This window comes from Candidatus Hydrogenedentota bacterium (assembly GCA_019637335.1).
Classification (GTDB): Bacteria; Hydrogenedentota; Hydrogenedentia; order Hydrogenedentales; family JAEUWI01; genus JAEUWI01.
On record JAHBVV010000018.1, the window covers coordinates 54,246 to 72,426 of the forward strand.

The 18,181-nt window shown below is 64.3% G+C and carries 13 protein-coding genes and 1 other RNA gene; 10 read left to right on the plus strand and 4 right to left on the minus strand.

Going from position 1 to position 18,181, the window contains the following annotated elements:
- Positions 1–38 precede the first annotated feature (38 nt).
- Complete coding sequence (locus KF886_17720) at positions 39–1,340, minus strand: Gfo/Idh/MocA family oxidoreductase (GenBank protein ID MBX3179197.1); 1,302 nt, start codon at positions 1,338–1,340, stop codon at positions 39–41.
- Between the two features lie 297 nt (positions 1,341–1,637).
- Between KF886_17720 and ffs the strand changes: the two genes are divergently transcribed.
- The 3 genes from ffs to KF886_17735 all read left to right on the plus strand — a co-directional run bounded on the left by ffs (position 1,638) and on the right by KF886_17735 (position 5,080).
- An RNA gene (ffs, locus tag KF886_17725) (signal recognition particle sRNA small type) lies at positions 1,638–1,737 on the plus strand.
- A gap of 62 nt (positions 1,738–1,799) precedes the next feature.
- Positions 1,800–3,584, plus strand: a complete 1,785-nt coding sequence (dnaX, locus tag KF886_17730; protein MBX3179198.1) for a DNA polymerase III subunit gamma/tau — start codon at positions 1,800–1,802, stop codon at positions 3,582–3,584.
- A gap of 233 nt (positions 3,585–3,817) precedes the next feature.
- Complete coding sequence (locus KF886_17735) at positions 3,818–5,080, plus strand: Gfo/Idh/MocA family oxidoreductase (GenBank protein MBX3179199.1); 1,263 nt, start codon at positions 3,818–3,820, stop codon at positions 5,078–5,080.
- A 652-nt stretch (positions 5,081–5,732) separates the two neighbouring features.
- Here KF886_17735 and KF886_17740 read toward each other — a convergent pair.
- From KF886_17740 to KF886_17750, 3 genes are all read right to left on the minus strand, one after another.
- Entirely contained in the window at positions 5,733–6,320 is a 588-nt protein-coding gene (locus KF886_17740) for a sel1 repeat family protein (protein MBX3179200.1), read from the minus strand.
- Positions 6,321–6,611: 291 nt separating this feature from the next.
- Complete coding sequence (locus KF886_17745; protein ID MBX3179201.1) at positions 6,612–7,325, minus strand: hypothetical protein; 714 nt, start codon at positions 7,323–7,325, stop codon at positions 6,612–6,614.
- Between the two features lie 871 nt (positions 7,326–8,196).
- On the minus strand, positions 8,197–8,493 hold the full coding sequence (locus KF886_17750; protein MBX3179202.1) for a flagellar biosynthesis anti-sigma factor FlgM: 297 nt from the start codon (positions 8,491–8,493) through the stop codon (positions 8,197–8,199).
- A 335-nt stretch (positions 8,494–8,828) separates the two neighbouring features.
- On the opposite strand from KF886_17750, the gene flgK reads away from it, so the two are divergent.
- From flgK to KF886_17785, 7 genes are all read left to right on the plus strand, one after another.
- Entirely contained in the window at positions 8,829–10,529 is a 1,701-nt protein-coding gene (gene flgK / locus KF886_17755) for a flagellar hook-associated protein FlgK (GenBank protein ID MBX3179203.1), read from the plus strand.
- Between the two features lie 1,226 nt (positions 10,530–11,755).
- The gene (locus KF886_17760; protein MBX3179204.1) at positions 11,756–12,874 is read left to right on the plus strand and encodes an IMP cyclohydrolase; all 1,119 of its coding nucleotides are present in this window, start codon (positions 11,756–11,758) and stop codon (positions 12,872–12,874) included.
- A 380-nt stretch (positions 12,875–13,254) separates the two neighbouring features.
- Positions 13,255–14,655, plus strand: a complete 1,401-nt coding sequence (locus KF886_17765) for a hypothetical protein (protein MBX3179205.1) — start codon at positions 13,255–13,257, stop codon at positions 14,653–14,655.
- 222 nt (positions 14,656–14,877) lie between these two features.
- Positions 14,878–16,272, plus strand: coding sequence for a DUF3748 domain-containing protein (locus KF886_17770; protein MBX3179206.1), 1,395 nt, complete (start codon positions 14,878–14,880; stop codon positions 16,270–16,272).
- Positions 16,273–16,435: 163 nt separating this feature from the next.
- Complete coding sequence (locus KF886_17775) at positions 16,436–16,795, plus strand: hypothetical protein (GenBank protein MBX3179207.1); 360 nt, start codon at positions 16,436–16,438, stop codon at positions 16,793–16,795.
- Positions 16,783–17,355: a helix-turn-helix domain-containing protein gene (locus KF886_17780; GenBank protein MBX3179208.1), complete on the plus strand. Its 573-nt coding sequence runs from the start codon at positions 16,783–16,785 to the stop codon at positions 17,353–17,355. The genes KF886_17775 and KF886_17780 overlap by 13 nt, the downstream gene beginning before the upstream one ends.
- 149 nt (positions 17,356–17,504) lie before the next feature.
- Positions 17,505–17,978, plus strand: coding sequence for a cyclic nucleotide-binding domain-containing protein (locus KF886_17785; GenBank protein ID MBX3179209.1), 474 nt, complete (start codon positions 17,505–17,507; stop codon positions 17,976–17,978).
- Positions 17,979–18,181: the final 203 nt, after the last annotated feature.

The following is an 18,181-nucleotide window of genomic DNA, read 5'->3' on the forward strand; positions in this document are numbered from 1 at the left end:
CGCGGGGGCGGATGGGTGTCGGGCGGTGTGTGTGCGCGTCAGACGAATTCGGTCTCGCCGGGGCGGGCGATGGGCCGGACGGCGAGGGGGCCCCATTCGAGCCTGGGCAGCAGGTCGAGCTGCGAGTTGGACACCTCGTCCCAGGTGAGGGTTTTGCCGGTGTAGGCGGAGAGGCGCCCCATGATGGCCATGAGCGTGCTGTCGCACATGTACTGGCCGTCGTTGATGGGCTCGCCCTGGCGGATGCTCGCGAAGAGGGCGTTGTGCTCGTTCTGGTACATGTTGTCGTCGGGCGCCTTTTCGTGCTTCCACTCGCCGAGTTTGGCGGATTTAATCGTGTGGCTCTGGAGCTCGGCGACGCCCTCGGTCCCGTAGATCCAGTCGGACACGTCGGTGCTGGTGCTGGCCCACTGGCGGCAGCTGCTGAAGCACTTCGTGCCGTCGGCCCATTCGTAGACCGTGTTGAAGTGGTCGAAGATATTGCCGAACTTCTCGTCGGTGCGGACGGCGCGCCCGCCGCTGGAGGTGGCTTTCACGGGGTAGACGTTGCCCATGACCCAGCCGATCTTGTCGAGGCTGTGGATGTGCTGCTCGTTGATGTGGTCGCCGGAGAGCCAGTCGTGGTAGAGCCAGTTGCGCACCTGGAACTCCATATCGGTCCAGTCGGGCTGGCGATCATGGAACCAGAGTGCGCCGGTGTTGTAGGTGGTCTGCATGGTGAGGATCCGGCCGACGGCGCCGTCCTGGATGCGCCCGATGGTGTCGCGCTTGGCGTTTTCATAGCGGTAGCACAGGCCGGAGACGATCGAGAGGCCCTTCTGCTCGGCGAGCTTGCAGGTTTCGCGCACGGAGCGCACGCCGGTCGGGTCGACGGCGATGGGCTTTTCGCAGAAGACGTGGCAGCCCTTTTCCACCGCCGCGCGCAGGTGCTCGGGGCGGAAGGCGGGCGGCGCCGCCAGCACGACGACATCGCACAGCGCGATGACGTCCTTGTAGCCGTCGAATCCGGCGAACTTGTGGGCCTCGTCCACGGCGACCTGGTTTTCCACGCCGCTGCCGGCGGCCTGAAGCCGCTTGTGCACGTCGTCGATGCGGTCGGCGAAGGTGTCGGCCATGGCGACCAGCTTCGTGTTCGGATCGGCCAGCAGCGCCTCGCGGATGGCGCCGCGCCCGCGCCCGCCGCAGCCGATAATGCCGACCTTGAGCACCTCCGCCTCGCTGTCGCCCGCGGCCGCCCGCGCGCTGGAGGCGACGTGGAACGTGGCCGCGGCCACGGCCGCCGCGCCGGAATGGCGCATGAAATCACGGCGGGAAGCGCCCGCCCCGGGAATGTGTGTCATGGAATGGCTCCTTCGGATCGGCCCCCGGCGCGCCCGGACGCCCCGCAATATGGCGAGAAAGCCGGCCGGGCCAGCGGCCGCGTGTTCATCGTGTGGGGTTGCCGGCGGCCCGGTCCCCAAGGCGTCATGATAGCGCAAAGCGCCCCCGCTCGCCAAGCCCGCCCGCGGGCCGTTTGACTCATTTTCCCGCCATGTGCTACGCTCTTCCGAATTGTCCCCACTGTATGCGTGGACCGGCGCGCGCCCCAGCCCTATCGGCGCGGGTGCGCGATATCCGGCGGTGTAAATGGTGGTGGCGGTTGGGTCCTACTCAACGTATGGTTGGCGAACCCGGTCAGGTCCTGACGGAAGCAGCCGTAGTCTTCTCATGCGTGTGCTGTAGGGGCGCCTGGCCGCCATCACCCTTTGCACCGCCGCTTGTTCCCGCGCCGCCGGCGCGGCGCCAGCGCGGAGGCTTGCATGGCAGACAACCAATACCTGGTGCTTGCCCGGAAGTGGCGCCCCCAGGCCTTCGACAGCGTTGTGGGCCAGGAGCACATCACGCGGACGCTGAAGAACGCGATCAGCTCCGGGCGCATCCACCACGCCTTCCTCTTCATCGGCTCGCGCGGCATCGGCAAGACGACCACGGCGCGCATCCTCGCCAAGGCCCTCAACTGCCTGGAGAGCGACAAGCCCACGCCCGAGCCCTGCGGCCAGTGCAGCAACTGCACTTCGATCGGCGCGGGCAACAACCTCGATGTCATCGAGATCGACGGCGCGTCCAACAACGGCGTGGACGATATCCGCGAATTGCGCGACAACATCCGCATGGTGCCCACGAACGCGCGCTATAAGGTCTACATCATTGACGAGGTGCACCAGCTCTCCACGGGCGCCTTCAATGCGCTGCTGAAGACCCTCGAAGAGCCGCCGCCCCACGCCATCTTCGTGCTGGCCACGACCGAGGCCCACAAGATCCCCGCCACGGTCGTCTCGCGCTGCCAGCGCTACGACTTCCGGCGCGTGCCCGTGCCGAAGCTGATGGCGCTGCTGCGCGGCATCCTCGACAAGGAAGGCCTCCAGGCCACCGACGAGGCGCTCAACGCCATCGCGCGCGCGGCCGAGGGCGGTGTCCGCGATTCCGAGAGTATCCTCGACGAGCTCATCACCTACTGCGAGGGTGAAATCACCTTCCAGGACGTTTCCGACGTCCTCGGCCTGGTTGACTGGCAGATCATGCACGACCTGTGCGACGCCATCCTTGCGAAGGACGTCACCGCGCAGCTCCTCCTCGTCGAGCGCGTCACCGCCGCCGGCAAGGACCTCTCCCAGTTCATCCAGGAGCTCCTGCGCTACTTCCGCAACCTCCTCGTCTGCAAGACGGCCAACGTCAAGGAACTGCTCCACCTCCCCGAGGAAGAGCTTGAAGCGCTCCAGGCCCGCGCGGCCCGCGTCTCGCTCACGCACCTCATCCAGCTCGTGGAGCAATTCGCCGAACTGGCCAACCGCTTCGATTCCCAGATCGCCCAGCGCATCGCCCTGGAAGCCCTGCTTATCCGCATCTCCAAGGTCGGCGTGGAGGTGTCCATCGACACCGTCCTCGAAAAGCTCGTGGCCCTGGGCCAGGGCGGGCTTGGCGCGGGCGCGGTCCCGGCCGAAATCGAGGCGCCCCCCGCGACCCCGGCCCCGAAGCGGCCCGACCCCAGCCCGCCAAACCCTCCGCAGGCCGGGCCGGCTGAACCAGCGCCCGCGGCACCGGCAACAACACGGCGCATCTCGGTCACCCCGGAGAACCTCCAGCGCGCCTGGACCGCCATCCTGGAAGAGGTCAACCTGCGCGACCTCAACCTCGGCATCTGGTTCAGCCAGACGACGCCCCGCGCAATCGATGGCGCCGAACTGACCGTGGTCTACGCCGAAAAGGGCGACACCGCGTCCGGCTTTCTCCGCGAGAAGAGGAATCTCGACGCCCTCGGCGAGGTCCTCCGCGCGTGCACCAGCACCCTGGAGTCCGTCCGCGTCGAATTCGAGGCCGCCCCCCGGGAAGCCGCCCCCGCCGCCAAGGCCCCGGCCCAGGGCGAACTCCCCATCTATCCCGCCGTCAACCCCGTCGACGCGCGCGAGGTCCTCGAAGACCCCGATATCGCCGCCGTCGTCAAGACCTTCCGCGGACGCCTCGCCCACATCCAGCTGCCCGGCATCCCCGGACCCGACGCCATCGGCATCCCCGACACCGCCGACGCCACGGACACCCCGGAATAGTCCACCCCGCCCCCAGGCCCGCCAAGGCGCCGGGCCGTAAGTCCCTCCCGTCCCTGCACCCTAAAGCCTACAGCCTACAGCCTACAGCCTACAGCCTAAAGCCTCCAGCCTGAAGCCTCCAACACTTGAATTCCCGCCCCGGTATGCTATGCTGTCGGGGACTGCACCGCGCGGGCCCTGCGCTGCGGCGCGCCAGTCACGCGATTTCCAACCCATCAAACAGGAGAGCATTCATGTCAGAACAACGCCACGCGGGCATCTCCCGCCGGAACTTCGCGAAGGCCTCGGCAGCCGCCGCCGGCTTCGCCATCCTCAGCGCGCGATCCGGGGTCGCCGAAACCAACAGCGGCACGCTCAAGGCGGGCCTCATCGGGTGCGGCGGCCGCGGGACGGGCGCGGCGATCAACTTCCTCGACGGCAACGAGAACGTCAAGCTCGTCGCCATGGCGGATATCTTCGAGAACAACCTCCAGGGCTCCCTGGGCAAGATCAAGGGCCACGGCAAGCCGGAGATCTCCTCCAAGTGCGACGTCGCCCCCGACATGCTGTTCGCCGGGGTCGACGCCTACAAGGCGCTCCTCAAGACCGACATCGACATCGTCATCCACGCGACCACGCCCTACTGCCGCCCGGAGCAGATCGAAGCCGCCGTCGCCGCGGGCAAGCACATCTTCACCGAGAAGCCCGTCGCCGTGGACCCCGTTGGCATCCGCCGGTTCATCGCCGCCTCCAAGAAAGCCGAGGAGATGAAGCTCTGCATCGTCACCGGCACCCAGCGGCGCCACCAGCAGCCCTACGTCGACACCATCAAGAAGATCCGGGACGGCGCCGTCGGCGAGATCGTCGCCGCGCGCGCCTACTGGAACGGCACCCTGCCCTTCACAAAGACGCGCCAGCCCGAATGGTCCGACCTGGAAGACCGCCTGCGCAACTGGTACGCCCACTGCTGGGTCTGCGGCGATAACATCGTCGAGCAGCACGTCCACAACCTCGACATCATCAACTGGGTCATGGGCGGCCCGCCCGCCAAGGTCGTCGCCTCCGGCGGGCGCGCCTGGAAACAGACCGAGCCCAACCCCGAAGTCTACGGCGACCTCTGGGACAGCTTCACCTGCGACTACGAATACCCCAACGGCGTGCACATGCTCAGCATGTCCCGCCACTGGCCCCACGGCAGCGCCTCCAACGTCTCCGAGTTCGTCGTCGGGACCCAGGGCGGCAGCACCTGCCGCGACATGGGCGAAGAAGGCCGCGACCCCTACGTCCAGGAGCACATCAACCTCGTCGCCGCCATCCGCGGCGAAGCCCCCTACATCAACGAAGGCGTCCAGTGCGCCGAAAGCACCATGACCGCCATCATGGGCCGCATGTCCGCCTACACCGGCAAGGAATACACGTACGAGCAGGCGCTCAACGAAGACCTGAGCATCGTGCCCGACATCCTCGACTTCAACCGCGCCTACCCCGTCGGCCCCGTCCCCGTCCCCACGGGCTGATCGTCCCGGCAAGTCCAACAGACCCCACAAAAAACGGGCCGCGGCAACAATAGCCGCGGCCCGTCCGCGTTCATAGCGACGTAAGAGTCCCCAGCACTCTCACACGAGAAATCCAGGTACTCAGACATTCTTGTCTGAGCAACCCCAACCGCATCCGCCTCTACTGCCAACTGTCAACTGTCAACTGCCCCAGGTGTGCCACGGGCAAGCCCTTGCGGGCTTGTCCGTGGCAATCCCCCAGGGACCGACACGCCAAAACCACCACAATCATGCCTCCCGCCGCTACCCCGACCGGGACAGGCGCGCGCACCGGCGGTGTTCGGGAAGGGCGGCGGTCTCATGCGCGGGACGCCGGTCTATGTGCGCGGGGTCGAGGTGGCCGGCGCGCACCCGTCCCTTGGCGGCGCCATACCCCGACCGGGACAGGCGCGCGCACCGGCGGTGTTCGGAAAGGGCGGTGGTCTCCTGCGCGGGACGCCGGTCTGTGTGCGCGGGTTCGAGGTGGCCGGCGCGCACCCGTCCCTTGGCGGCGCCAAGGGACGTACCCGCGCACCGGCGCCAGACGTTGCAGCAGGCGCCCTCGCGTCCACTGGCGCCCCATGCGTCAACGCTTCACGCCGCAGTGCGGGGGTACGTCCCGGCCGGGGTTGACTTACTTCGGATCAAGTATTCGTTGCGGTCCATTTGAAGACAGCCGGGCCTGCGCCTCCGCCAGCTCCTCTGACGTCATTTTCTTTGCAACCGCATCTCTACGATCTCCCAAATCCCATCCATGTTTTCCAGCCAGGTCATACCACTGATACGCCGCAATAAGATCCCTCGGTATACCTTCGCCTTCCTCGTACAAGTGTCCGAGGTAGGCCATCGCCAAGGCGTCCCCCTGGTTGGCGGCTTTCCGAAACCACTTCGCGGCCTCCGCAATGTCCTTCGGCACGCCACCACAGTCGGAGTACAGGCTCTCACAATCCACGTAGATTTCGCCCAGTCTGGATTGGGCGTCCGCATTTCCCTGCTCGGCGGCCTTGCGGAACCAAACGATCGCCTGCCCAAGGTCCTTCGGCACGCCATGGCCGTAAGCGTAGCTTCTACCAAGCACGAATTGCGCGAGCGCGTTGCCCTGTTCAGCGGCCTGGCGGAACCAGAAAAATGCCTGTTCCAAATCCACCGGCGCCCCGACACCCTTGGCGTAGCGGTCGCCGAGTTTGAGCTGTGCAGCCGCATCTCCTTGCTCGGCAGCCATTCGGATTACGGCGGTCTCCCGGACCTCGGCAGCATATTGGGCGCTATCTACATCCGGTGCGCAGTTGAAATTAATCGACAATATCAGGAGCAAGATTGAATAAACTCGACAACGCATCATTGGAATTGCCTCCGTGGGCTTTTGAGGGGGTACAGATTCCGTGCATTGCCCGGCCTATTGAAATGTTGCTCTATGAGTACTGACATACTACTTCACTAACACCAAGAGACATCGTGCAAGCCCCGGCAAACGCGAATCTAGCCGACCGTCAGAGGATTATCCGGCTCCAGTTTATTTGCATATGGGCCCAAGCCCCGCCTTTTCACGACCCTCGGGCGGCATGGTGGGATACAGCACAGACGGCCCTTCGATTGGCCGGCCCTCGAACTCTTCTTTCGCGATTGCATAACGCGCCATAAGCCTGCCAACCGCACGGTCGTCCTGCAGGATTTCCTCCGCCAATTCCCGAAAATCCTCGTTCTCACACGGTGGGCGAAGATAGTTAAGGAAGATCTTCCTTTCAACCATTTGCCGCATATCCATCAACTTCTTTGTAGTCTCCCGAGATTGCCAGGCGGCTTTCCGTCTTTCATTTTCTTCATGAATCGGATCGCTCTCCGGCACAAACCCGGTGATACTGAGTGGCCGGGGAATCTCCGGGAGCGCATCGGGAACCTCCTCCTCAAGCGCTACGCGTAGCGCCCTCAGATACGGGACGATATCCTCGCACGGCGGCCCGCCGTCTTCTGGTTCTACGCGTTCTCGTTTGAGCTTGAACATCGCCCCGCCAAGATCCATGTACACCTCCATTCGCATCAGGGGTTCCAACGGATACTCGAGGGCCGCCTCCGCATACTCCACGGCCGATTGTGGATCCGGAAGCCCGTTCTGGCAGTACACATCCGCCAGCGCCGCGTAAATGCGCCCCAAGTCCTCGGGCGCATTGTAGCGCTCCGAGAGTTCCACGTACCTGGGGGCCGCCTCCGAAGGTGTGACGACGCGCATGCGGACTTTCGTCGCCAACTCCACCAACTCGACCTGGAGCTGATCGGCGTGCGCCAGCGAAGCGAGAAACAGAATCTGCGACGAAGCGGCTATTCGGATTGTCGTGATTGTTCTCATGTTCGAATTCCTGCGCCGCCTCTATCGGGAAGTCCGCGCCACGTAGAGAACGACCGGAGTGTTCCGTACGGCACGCCGCATTGCCGAAAACTGCCATACAGGCAACGTAGCACACGCGCGCCCAGCCGTCAATACCCCAGAAGCAAGACGCGCCGCGCCCAGAAGCGAAAGACTTTCGCGGAATGAAGTCAGGTCTGGCCCCTGTGCCACACAAACCCGCGTTGCAACGGAAGTGCGAACCAATGGGAGCGCGGGTCGAAGACGCGAATTTGATTGGTGGTGGTAGCCCAGGGCAATCGCATTAAAACTCGATCTCGGCATAAGGGGCGTAACCTTGAGTCGATTCGGAACCTTGAAACAACGAAAGTGAGCGTTTTGGAGCGCCGGCATCTCTGCCGGCAAGGTCGGGGATTCGCCGCAGGCGAAATGCCAGCGCTCCAACACGCGCCCTTTTTCACATTGAAGGTGGCTTATATGGCCCCCGGCTCGAGTTGGAAGTTTAAATGCGATTGCCCTGGGTGGTAGGCGGGTCCATGCTTCTTCCCCAATCAAGTGTACCGGTATCGCAAACCCTCCATGCACCTCCGGTGCATGGCAGCAGGCGGGGACGCCTGCGCTCCCAGCCTTGCGCGCTCTCGCCGTTGTATCGCGGCATTACGATACAGAACGGGCGCGTTTTCATAAGGCTGACGCGCCCAAACAACAAAAGCGCACCCCGCGTGGGGGGTGCGCGCCAGACCGATTGGACGGTGGATTAGAGGTAGTTCAACAGCGCTTCGGCGACTTCGTTCAGGACTTCCTCGACGCGCTGGCGGCCTTCGTTCAGGCGCTGCTTCGCCGCCTCCACCTGCGCCTCGCGAATCTCGGATTCTTTGGCGGACTCGCGGACATACCGCGCGACTTCCGCGGCATCCTTCGCCGCTTCGCTGATGCTCAGGGCATCCGTGCCGGTCGTTTCGGGGCGGTCACCAACCGGCAGATCCCGGGACGTCCTGGCGGGCCGCACGCCGTGCAGCTCGTTGACGCCTCCGATACCTGTGATTCCGACCATTGTGCCTTCTCCATGCTTGCGATTCCGCCGCCGGGCCTCCATGCCGCGTGCGGCGCGGCGCGCCGGGCGTAGAACCCGCGCGCCGCCGTTGGAACCGCCTTCAATTGTGTTCGCTGATGGGTTTATCGGCAGAATTCGGCGGCCGCTTTAGCGGTCGGGGCAACCGGCAGAATTTGCCCTGTATGCGGTAGAAGCTGCCGCGTGGCGGCGCTATATATGGGGCCGCGCCCGCCGTGAACCCCCAGGTTAAGCCCTCGCGCGTCCGCGCCGATACTTGGAACGTACATTGCTCTGTCCCAGGCAATGCACCGAACATCCGGAACCGGGAGTACGCCGTGGGCACCCTTTTCAGCAGTCTCGACATCGGCCGCGCGGGCCTCAACACCGCCCAGATCCAGCTGGACGTGGTCGGCCACAATATCGCCTCGGCCAGCAAGCCCGGCTTCTCCCGGCAGCGCGCGATGGTCTCCACGCGCTTCCCGCTGGAGCGGAGCTACGGCTTCCTCGGGCGCGGGCCCTACATCGCCGGCGTCGAGCGGCTCCGCGACCCCTTCCTCGATATTACCTACCGCGACCAGGTGGCCACCCGGGAGAATGCGTCGCTCCAGGCGCAGTTCTTCTCCCGCGTGGAGGATCTCTTCCGCGAACCCAGCGAGGAAGGCTTCTCGGCGCAGATCAACGCCTTCTTCAACGCGCTCAACGACTTCGCGAACAACGTCGAGGACATCCCGACCCGCGTCGCCACGATCACGCAGGCCGAATCCCTGGCGTCGACCTTTCGCGAGTTTGCGCGCAACCTGGAAGACCTCCGCACGGCGGCCAACGAGGACGTGCGCGCGCTCGTCCCGGCCATCAATTCCACCGCGCAACAGATCGCGGACCTCAACTTCGCTATCCGCACGCTCGAAACCGGCGGCAGCCAGGCGAACGACCTGCGCGACGATCGCGATGTGCTTCTCGACCAGCTCGCGGGCTACATCGCCATCGACTACCGCGAACGGGAGGACGGCCAGGTCGACGTGCTCATCAACGGCGAGCAGCTCGTGGTTGGGCGAAGCTTCCGCGCGCTGGAGACCTTTCCCAGCGGGACCTTCGATCCGAACCGGCCCGATTTCCTGCAGGTGCGCTTCGCGAACACGGGAACCCTTGTAACCGTCACCGACGGGGAGCTGGCGGGCGCCTTCCGCCAGCGCGATGTCGTGCTGCAGGGGCTCGTCGAGCGCAATGATCGCCTGGCCGCCGGATTCATCGAGGGGATCAACGCCATCCACAGCCGCGGCAACGGCCTGCGCTATCTTGACGGCCCCATCGAATCGACCAACGCCGTCACCGATCCCGCGCTGCCCCTGAACGCGGCCGGCCTGCCCTTCCCCGTGCAAGACGGCGCCTTCGACTTGCTGCTCTACGACAACACGGGCGCTCTCGCCGAGACGGTGACCGTGCCCATCACCGCGGGCGCGACCTCGCTCAACGATGTCGCCGCCGCGATCAACGGATCCGCCAACGCCACGGCCACCATCACCAACGGCATCCTCGAAATCACGCCCAACGCGGGCTTCACCTTCACCTTTGCCAACGACACGAGCAATTACCTCGCCGCCACGGGGACCAACGGCCTGTTCACCGGCAACAGCGCCCGAAACATGCGCGTGAGCCAGCACCTGGTCGACAACCCCGCGCTGCTCAGCTCCGGCGACAGCCCCAACCTCCTCGAAACCGGGGACAACGACATCGCGCTCGAGATGGCGGCCCTGCGCAACCGGCAGTTCCTCTCCGGCGGCACGGAGTCGCTCAACGACTTCTACGAATCCACGGTCGTGCAGCTGGGCATCGAGGCCCGCGCCAACCTGGATCGCCGCCAGACCCAGATCTCGGTTATCAACGACCTCAACCTCCGCCGCCAGGAAGTCTCCGGGGTCAACCTGGACGAGGAAGTGACCACGCTCATCCAGGTGCAGAAGGCCTTCGACGCCTCCGCCCGCGTCATCACCGTGACGGATCGCATGCTCGACACCCTCCTCGGCGTCGTCCGGTAGCGCCCGGCCCCCCGCCAGGGCGATCGCATTTGAACTTCCAACCCGAGCCGAGGGCCATATGAACCACCTTCAATGGTAAAAGGGCGCGTGTTGGAGCGCTGGAATTTCGCCTGCGGCGAATCCCGGACCTTGCCGGCACCGATGCCGGCGCTCCAAAACGCTCACTTTCGTTGATTCGTAACATTTTGGTCGCCTGAAGCAGCGCCTCCCGTGGACCGCATTATTTGCCCACGGATAACGCAGGGCAGCCTCTGCCCGCAACCAAAGATAATGATCACCACGAAGGGCACGAAGACCACGAAGAGAAGAAGTTCGAGAAGGAGTGGTATTCACGCGTAGGCGCGATAACGCAGCTGAATTGGCGCAGGCTTTATGTCTGGTTGAAGAGAGAGAACCACGAATTCACACGAATGGACACGAATGAACATTCGTAACACTTCAGCGGAATGAAGCACCCAACGCCTTGGAGGCGATTCTCGGTCAAGACGGGCGTGAATAGCCGGATCGCGTACATTTCGCGGCAACGGAAGCTCGGGAAATAGAATGACGTAGGAGGTTTGGAATGGAATCCCGGCGTCCCCAGGAGCGGAAAGCATTGTGGACCCGCGCCTCTTCACATACACGTCGATCACGATATCTCTCGCGCTCGTCCTGCCGCGGACATGGATGTCCGCGATCCTTTGCGCCTTTCGGCGCATTGGACAGGCGGGACGCCTATCCTACATTTGCGCCTTTCGGCGCTGAACACAGCCGGGACGCCCGCCTCCGGCGCGTCGTGGAGCTGTGCCACTTTCCTTGCGAGGTGGTTTTGCCGGGGTGAGGGGAACTTTTGGAGGTGGGCTCACGTTGCCGCAGGCAAGAATTCCCGCGATCCTTTGCCGCGCTTCCTCGTTATCAACGGTCCGTTCGTGCTGTTTCCGCGTGTTGCTGCTTCAGGCGGCTAAAATGTTACGTTGATTCAAGGTTCCGAATCGACTCAATATTACGCCCATTTACCGAGATCGAGTCTAAATGCGATTGCCCTGGCCCCCCGCGCCTTTATCCCCGCCGCGCCCCTGTGGCACAATACCCTCCCTTCAATCGCGGCGCCGTGACTGGCGACTTGGCGTGGAATCAACCACGAGGAAACGGGCCGCGTTGCATGTTGTGCCGCCGCTCGCCTGGGCCTGGAAGGGCGCGGGAAGGATGCGCCCTTCTGGTTTGACCGACACCAAAGGAGCATTCCCATGGCCGATCAGGATCTCAAGCAGATGTACCGCACGCGCACCGAGGGCGAATTCCCCGATGCCTTCGAACTCCTCGGGCGCGCGTATGAAAAGGTGGAAAACCTCCGCTACGGCACCAACCCGCACCAGCCCGCCGCCTTCTACCGCCCCGCCGATGGCCAGAGCCTCGTGCTCGGGCGCTACGAAATCCTCAAGACCGGCAAGAGCGGCCTCTCCCAGACCAACCTGGAAGACATGCAGCACGCCATCGGCATCCTCAAGTACATGCAGCGCCCCGCCTGCGCCGTGATGAAACACTGCAATCCCAGCGGCGTGGCCATTCAGGTCGATGGCCAGTCCCTGGTCACCGTGTACGAGCGCGCGCGCGACGCCGACGCCCAGGCCGCCTTCGGCAGCGTCGTAGTCTTCAACACCGAAGTGGACGAAGCCACGGCCGCCGCCATCATGGAGACGATCGTGGAAGGGGTCGCCGCGCCGTCCTTCACCGAGGGCGCCCTGGCCGCCCTGAACGACTTCGACCGCTTCAAGCGCAACAAGGAGATCCGGGTCATCCGGGTCCCCGAGTTCTCGACGCTGCCCAAGTACATCGACGAGGCCGCGCGCGGCTACGAGATGAAGATCTTCGACGACGGCAGCATCGTCCTGGCGCAGCCCTACCTCTCGCGCGTCAAGACCGCCGCCGACCTCGTCCCGGCCTACAACGAGCACGCGAAAAAGGGCCGTATCGACATCGCGCGCCAGCCCACCGAACGCGAACTCGACGACCTCCTCTTCGCCTGGTACGTTAACATCCATGTCCGCAGCAACGGCGTCGTCATCGCGAAGAACGGCCAGACCCTGGCCGTCGGCACCGGCGAACAGGACCGCGTCGGGGCCGTGCAGCAGGCGATTATCAAGGCCGGCCAGAAATACCAGGGCGACGAGACGCTCGACGGCGCCGTGATGTCCTCCGACGGTTTCTTCCCCTTCCGCGACGCCGTCGACGCCGTCACCGCCGCCGGCATCCGCGCCATCGTGCAGCCGGGCGGCAGCGTCAACGACTACGACGCCATCACGGCCTGCAACGAAGCCGGCGCCACCATGGTCTTCAGCCTCGAGCGCTGCTTCTCGCACCACTGATCCGCGCCCCCGGGCTGGTGGCGAAATTTCCGCCGGCCCGGGGGGCTCCATGCTCGCTCCGTCTTTTCGCCAACGTGTTACTTTTGTCGTAACACTTTAGCCGTCTGAAGTAGGGCGTTCGCCGATACGAGAATCCTTACTTACAAAGGATGTATTCGTCATTCCCGCGAAGGCGGGAATCCAGAGGGTTTGCGAGGTTAACGTTGCATGGTCTCTGGATCCCCACTTTCGTGGGGATGACGGTGCTCGATCACCGAGAGCCGCCACCGTTGGGTGCGACGAGGGCGACTACTTCATACGGCTAAAGTTTTACCTTTTGTCTTTGTTTCCTTGCGGGTGCTGTGCTTCAATAGGGTGGAAACCTCGGGAGGATCGTTGCCATGAAACGTGTAGCCACGCTTCTTGTGTTGTTGTTTACGGCGATACCGGTCTGGGCGGGGCCGGCGGTGGTGGAAAAGCACAGCGTGCCGCTGGCGTCGGTGCGGGACCGAATTCCGTGCGCGTTTTTCCAGCCCGATTTTTTGCATGGGGACAGCAATTACCACTCGCTGGTGTCGGCGTCGGACGGGAACCTTTATTTTTCGATCGACACGCACAACACGGACTATGCCTGCCGGTTTTACCGCTTCGATCCAAAGACGGAGACGATGACGACGATCGCGGCGATGGACGCGCCGGCGGGGGAGGACGCGACGCGGGAGATATCGCAGGGGAAGATCCATGTGCCGTTCTACGAGCACGGGGGCAAGCTGTATTTTGCGACGCACCTGTCGTTCTACCAGGATGGCCTGCCGGGCTATGACGCGGGGGGAAAGCCGCTGTACCAGGGGGGGCTCTTCATGTCGTACGACCTGGCGTCGGGAGACTTCGAGACGCTGGCGCGCGTGCTGCCGGACGAGGGGATCATCACGTGCCTGCTGGACCCGAAGCGGGAGGTGCTGTACGGGCTGACGTGGCCGTCGGCGCTGCTGGTCTCGTATGACCTGAAGGCGGGCGCGCTGCATTCGTGGGGCGCGGTGCAGGGCCGGGGCGAATGGGGCCACCACCCGGAGGAGTGGGACCGCGTATGCCGGACACTGGCGCTGGAGCCGAACGGGAACCTCTACGGATCGACGATGGACGGGCGGATCTGGCGCTTCGAGCCGGACAAGCGCCCGCGTCCGCTGTCGTACATCGAGGGCCTCGATCTAAAACAGCTGACCTTTTCGCAGTCGGCGAAGGAGACGCTGAAGGGGAATTTCCAGTACAACTGGCGGGTGGTGGAGTGGAACCCGGCGACGGAGAGCTTCTTCGGGGTGCAGTGGGAGACGACGGCGCTGTTCGAGTTTGTGCCCGATCAGGAGTACCTGCGCGCGCTGTGCGATTTCCGGCACGACGCCTATAAGGGCATGCCGCGGAATCCGGAGATCAGCCAGCTGGGTTTTGTGCTGGCGCCCGACAACAACACGATCCTCTACCTGGCGAACGGGCCGGCCGTGACCGTGCCGGGGCGTCCCGAGGTGCAGTCGGGCCTGTGGCTGCTGACCTACGACATTGCGGCGGGAACGATGAAGAACCACGGACTGGTGATCGGCCCGGAGGACCGGCGTCCGTTCTTCACGGAGAGCCTGGTGATCGGCGCGGACGAGCGGTTGTACACCGTGGCGTGGACCGAGGTGATCGATCCGGCGCGCCGCGCGCAGATCGGCGAGGCGCGGGCCTTCGGTCCCGAGGAGACGGAGCGGATGGTCTACGAGATCCAGCTGGTGCGGCTTCCGAAATGGCGGAAATTCGCGCGCTGAACGCGCTCGGCCTCCGCCGAATCCCTGACCGTGCCGGCAGAGATGCCGGCGCTCCAGCGGCGCGACATTTTCCCACGATTCGCAGCCTGTATGTCTCCAAGCCGCCGTCACCCGTTGCAATGCGATTGCCCCGCGGGCTTCGCTGGACTCCCCCGGTTGGGGTGGGCTATCGTGGTGCTTCCCGCCGCCCGATCGCGGGCGCCCCGACCAGGAGAGAAGACCATGAAATGGACCGCACTCATGCTAGCCGCATCCCTCACCGCAACGCTTGGATCCGCCGCGCAGGAAAAACAGATCACCTTCACGCCGAAGAACCACGATCTGGACAACAACGACAACTTTTCGCCGGACGGGCGCTTTCTGTGTTACGACACGCGGAACATGGTGGGCCCGGGGATCGACAACGGGCAGTCGATCGAGCTCGTGGAGGTGGCGACGGGCGTGGAGACGCTGCTGTACAAGCCGGTGGTCTCGGTCACTGGCGAGCGGCCCGCGCCGGGCGTGGGCGCGGTGTCCTTTTCCGGCGCGGCGAACGAAGTGGCGTTTATTCACGGGCCGCCGGTGGACCAGCTCGACTCGCGGGGTCCCTACGGCAAGCCCAACCGGCAGGGCGCCTGCGTACGGACGGATGGATCGAGCCCGGCGGCGGCGCGCGGGGGCTATGAGATGCACTGGCTGGACCACCGGGACATCGCGGCGGACCGGGACACGCTCCCGGGGGCGCACCGCGGGGGCACGCACCGGCACGAGTACACGCTGGACGGGAAGCGGATCGGGTTTACGTACAACGATTTTCTCATGCCGGAGTACGATCGGACCGTGGGCTATATGGCGCCGCATCCGGACGCGCCGGGTGGGGCGACGCATTATTTCGCGAACCTGGTTCCGATCGTGCCGCTGGGCGCGGCGAAGCCGGGGGAGCTGGAGCATGCGTCGAAGGACTCGTGGGTGGGGCGCGAAGGGCTGATGCGGGCGTTCGTGGGGACCGTGCGGAACGCGGACGGGGAGACGTACGAGAATTCGCTGTTCATCATCGACATCCCGGCGGACGTGGACATCACCACGGCGGATTCCGGGAGCGCGACGCGGTATCCCGGGCCGCCGGAAGGCACGCGGATCCGGCGGCTGACGCATACGTGGGCGGATGGCACGGTGCGCGGCAGCTTCGATGGGTCGCGGGTGGCCTATTTCGCGAAGGCGCCGGACGGCACGACCCAGGTGTTCGTGATTCCTTCGGACGGGTCGGATCAGTCGGAGGATCCGGCGAAGCGGCCGCGCCAGGCGACGTTCCTGCCCGAGGGTTCGGCGGACGGCCTGCGCTGGCACCCGTCGGGGAACACGGTGTTCAGCATCAGCAACAACGGGATCGTGGCGACGTGCGTGCAGGAGGGCCCGCTGTTCGGGCGGTCGGTGTTTCTCACGCCGCAGGGCGACGCGCCGGAACGGCTCAAGCTGACCAGCGCGCAGGACGGGACGATGCTCGCCTTTAACAAGCCGGTCCCGACGAAGGATGAAGAAGGGAACCTGGTGAAGGCGTATGACGGGACGGATCTGTTGCAGATATTCGTGCTGCCGTTTCCGGATGCGGACGGGGACGGGATTGTGGATGGGCTTTAGGGTGAAGGGTGAAGGTGCGGCACGTCCGCCGCAGGCGGAAAGGGAGAAGAATTGGGCGACTTGACAGAATATTCCATACAAGTTATATTTGGGGTGTAGGAGATCGTTGAAGTCGCGGTGCGGGTGGCGCGCTCGATTTGGCGGGCTTGTGAGGAGCGGCGGGTTGATTCTTACGAAGCGGGAGCGGTTTGAGCGTTTTCTCGAATGGCTCCGGGTTGCGCCGCCAGCGGATTCTTTTGAAGGCGCGTATGCGCTGGTTTGCACGACCTTGAATGCGGTGGAAGACGCGTTCAGCGGTATTCCCTATGCGCCGGAGCGCTGGCAGAGTGACGGGCGGTTGTACCCCCCGCAGCTGGACAGCCTGCGCCCCGGGCGCAGCAATGAGCGTGTTACGTGTCTTCGCAGCCGCGCGCACTACCTGTATATCGGTGACAATGGCGCAATCGAAATTCAGACGATTCCGGCGGGTGACGTAATACTTCAGAAGCCGGGCGTGGACGGATTGGGATTATGGAAGTCGTGAATGAGTTGAACAGCGCGCTGCCGGCGCCCGATCGGCTGCGGGAACTGACCAGGCTGCTTTCCGGCCGCTTTCCGGAGGCGCGCATTGCGCTGGACGACCCGGCGGATCCGGCGGGCGTCTGGTATGCCGATATCGTGCTCCACGACCACCATGTTGTAGTTCAATGGCATGCGGATCACGGATTCGGCATTTCGAGCGGGGTGGACCACGCCTTCGGCGAGGGCGCCGACGAGGTCTATCAGGAGGTGGAGGCGGCGTATGGGCGCTTGGTTTCCCTGCTGATTTCCGGTGGGTATACGGCGCCGCCGCCCTTGCGCCTGGGCGCGCTTCGAAAGGTCTTGGGGGTATCTCAGGAAGCGCTTGCACAGGATTTGAATGTCCGGCAGGCGGCCATCTCGAAACTGGAGCGGCGGGAGGATCTCCTGCTGAGCACCTTGCAGTCGGTGGTCCGCGCGCTTGGCGGCGAGTTGCATGTAACCGCGCGCTTTCCTGGAGGTCGGGAGCACCGGCTGGAATTCTCCGAGCCGTCGCGATCCTCGCGGGAGCACGGTGGTTCCTGAATCGAGAGCAGGGTGGGAACGGGGTCTCGCCCGTTGTCTTCGTGCTTACAGGTTTAAAGAAACTGCTGGCGCGGGGCGGGTCTTTGTGCTATAAGGATAGGATAGGGCAGGGCGTTGGGGCTTCGGGAAACGGGTTGAGGAGTGAAACGATGGCTGCGCCGGAAAAACTTCAGCATTACGCGTCGAGGATCCGAATTTTCAACGGTTTGACGGTGGAGGAGGTGGATTACATCCTGCATTGCGGGAAGATCATCCATTTCCGGGAGGGGCAGACGGTGTTTCACGAGGGGATGCTGGGGAGCAACCTGTTCGTGATCCTGAGCGGGAAGGTGGCGATCTACAAGAAGAAGCGCCTGATCGCGCATTGCAAGGTGGGGGATGCGTTCGGGGAGATGGCGGTGCTGAATCAGCGACCGCGATCGGCGACGGCGGCGGCGCGGGAGGATGTGAAGCTGTTCACGCTGGATGAACGGCAGATCAATGAGATCCTGGACAAGGCGGTGGCGGTGAAGCTGCTGTTGAACGTGATCCATGTGTTGAGCGAGCGGCTGGAGAATGCAAACCATATTATCGCGCAGCTGAAGGACGAGAAGAGCGAATTTGACCGGTCGGGCGGGGCCTGACCGTTGACAGTTGGCGAAGGGTGAAGACGACCGTCATTCCCGCGAATGGGGCTGTCGCTTTAACTGGTGCGGACGCCTCAAAACCTCCAAGTTTGTGCTGCTGTCCTACAACGTCATTCCCGCGAAAGCGGGAATCCAGTGGAAGTCGGAGGTTTGTGCGATCGCGTTGCTGGATCCCCGCGTTCGCGGGGATGACGGAACTG

Excerpts from the sequence above, each read along its gene's own strand:
- KF886_17740 (MBX3179200.1), bottom strand. The coding sequence starts at position 6,320 with ATGGCTGCCGAGCAAGGAGATGCGGCTGCACAGCTCAAACTCGGCGAC.
- KF886_17760 (MBX3179204.1), top strand. The coding sequence starts at position 11,756 with ATGGCCGATCAGGATCTCAAGCAGATGTACCGCACGCGCACCGAGGGC.
- KF886_17735 (MBX3179199.1), top strand. The coding sequence starts at position 3,818 with ATGTCAGAACAACGCCACGCGGGCATCTCCCGCCGGAACTTCGCGAAG.
- KF886_17770 (MBX3179206.1), top strand. The coding sequence starts at position 14,878 with ATGAAATGGACCGCACTCATGCTAGCCGCATCCCTCACCGCAACGCTT.
- dnaX (MBX3179198.1), top strand. The coding sequence starts at position 1,800 with ATGGCAGACAACCAATACCTGGTGCTTGCCCGGAAGTGGCGCCCCCAG.
- KF886_17720 (MBX3179197.1), bottom strand. The coding sequence starts at position 1,340 with ATGACACACATTCCCGGGGCGGGCGCTTCCCGCCGTGATTTCATGCGC.
- KF886_17780 (MBX3179208.1), top strand. The coding sequence starts at position 16,783 with ATGGAAGTCGTGAATGAGTTGAACAGCGCGCTGCCGGCGCCCGATCGG.
- KF886_17750 (MBX3179202.1), bottom strand. The coding sequence starts at position 8,493 with ATGGTCGGAATCACAGGTATCGGAGGCGTCAACGAGCTGCACGGCGTG.
- KF886_17765 (MBX3179205.1), top strand. The coding sequence starts at position 13,255 with ATGAAACGTGTAGCCACGCTTCTTGTGTTGTTGTTTACGGCGATACCG.
- KF886_17785 (MBX3179209.1), top strand. The coding sequence starts at position 17,505 with ATGGCTGCGCCGGAAAAACTTCAGCATTACGCGTCGAGGATCCGAATT.
- KF886_17745 (MBX3179201.1), bottom strand. The coding sequence starts at position 7,325 with ATGCGCGTCGTCACACCTTCGGAGGCGGCCCCCAGGTACGTGGAACTC.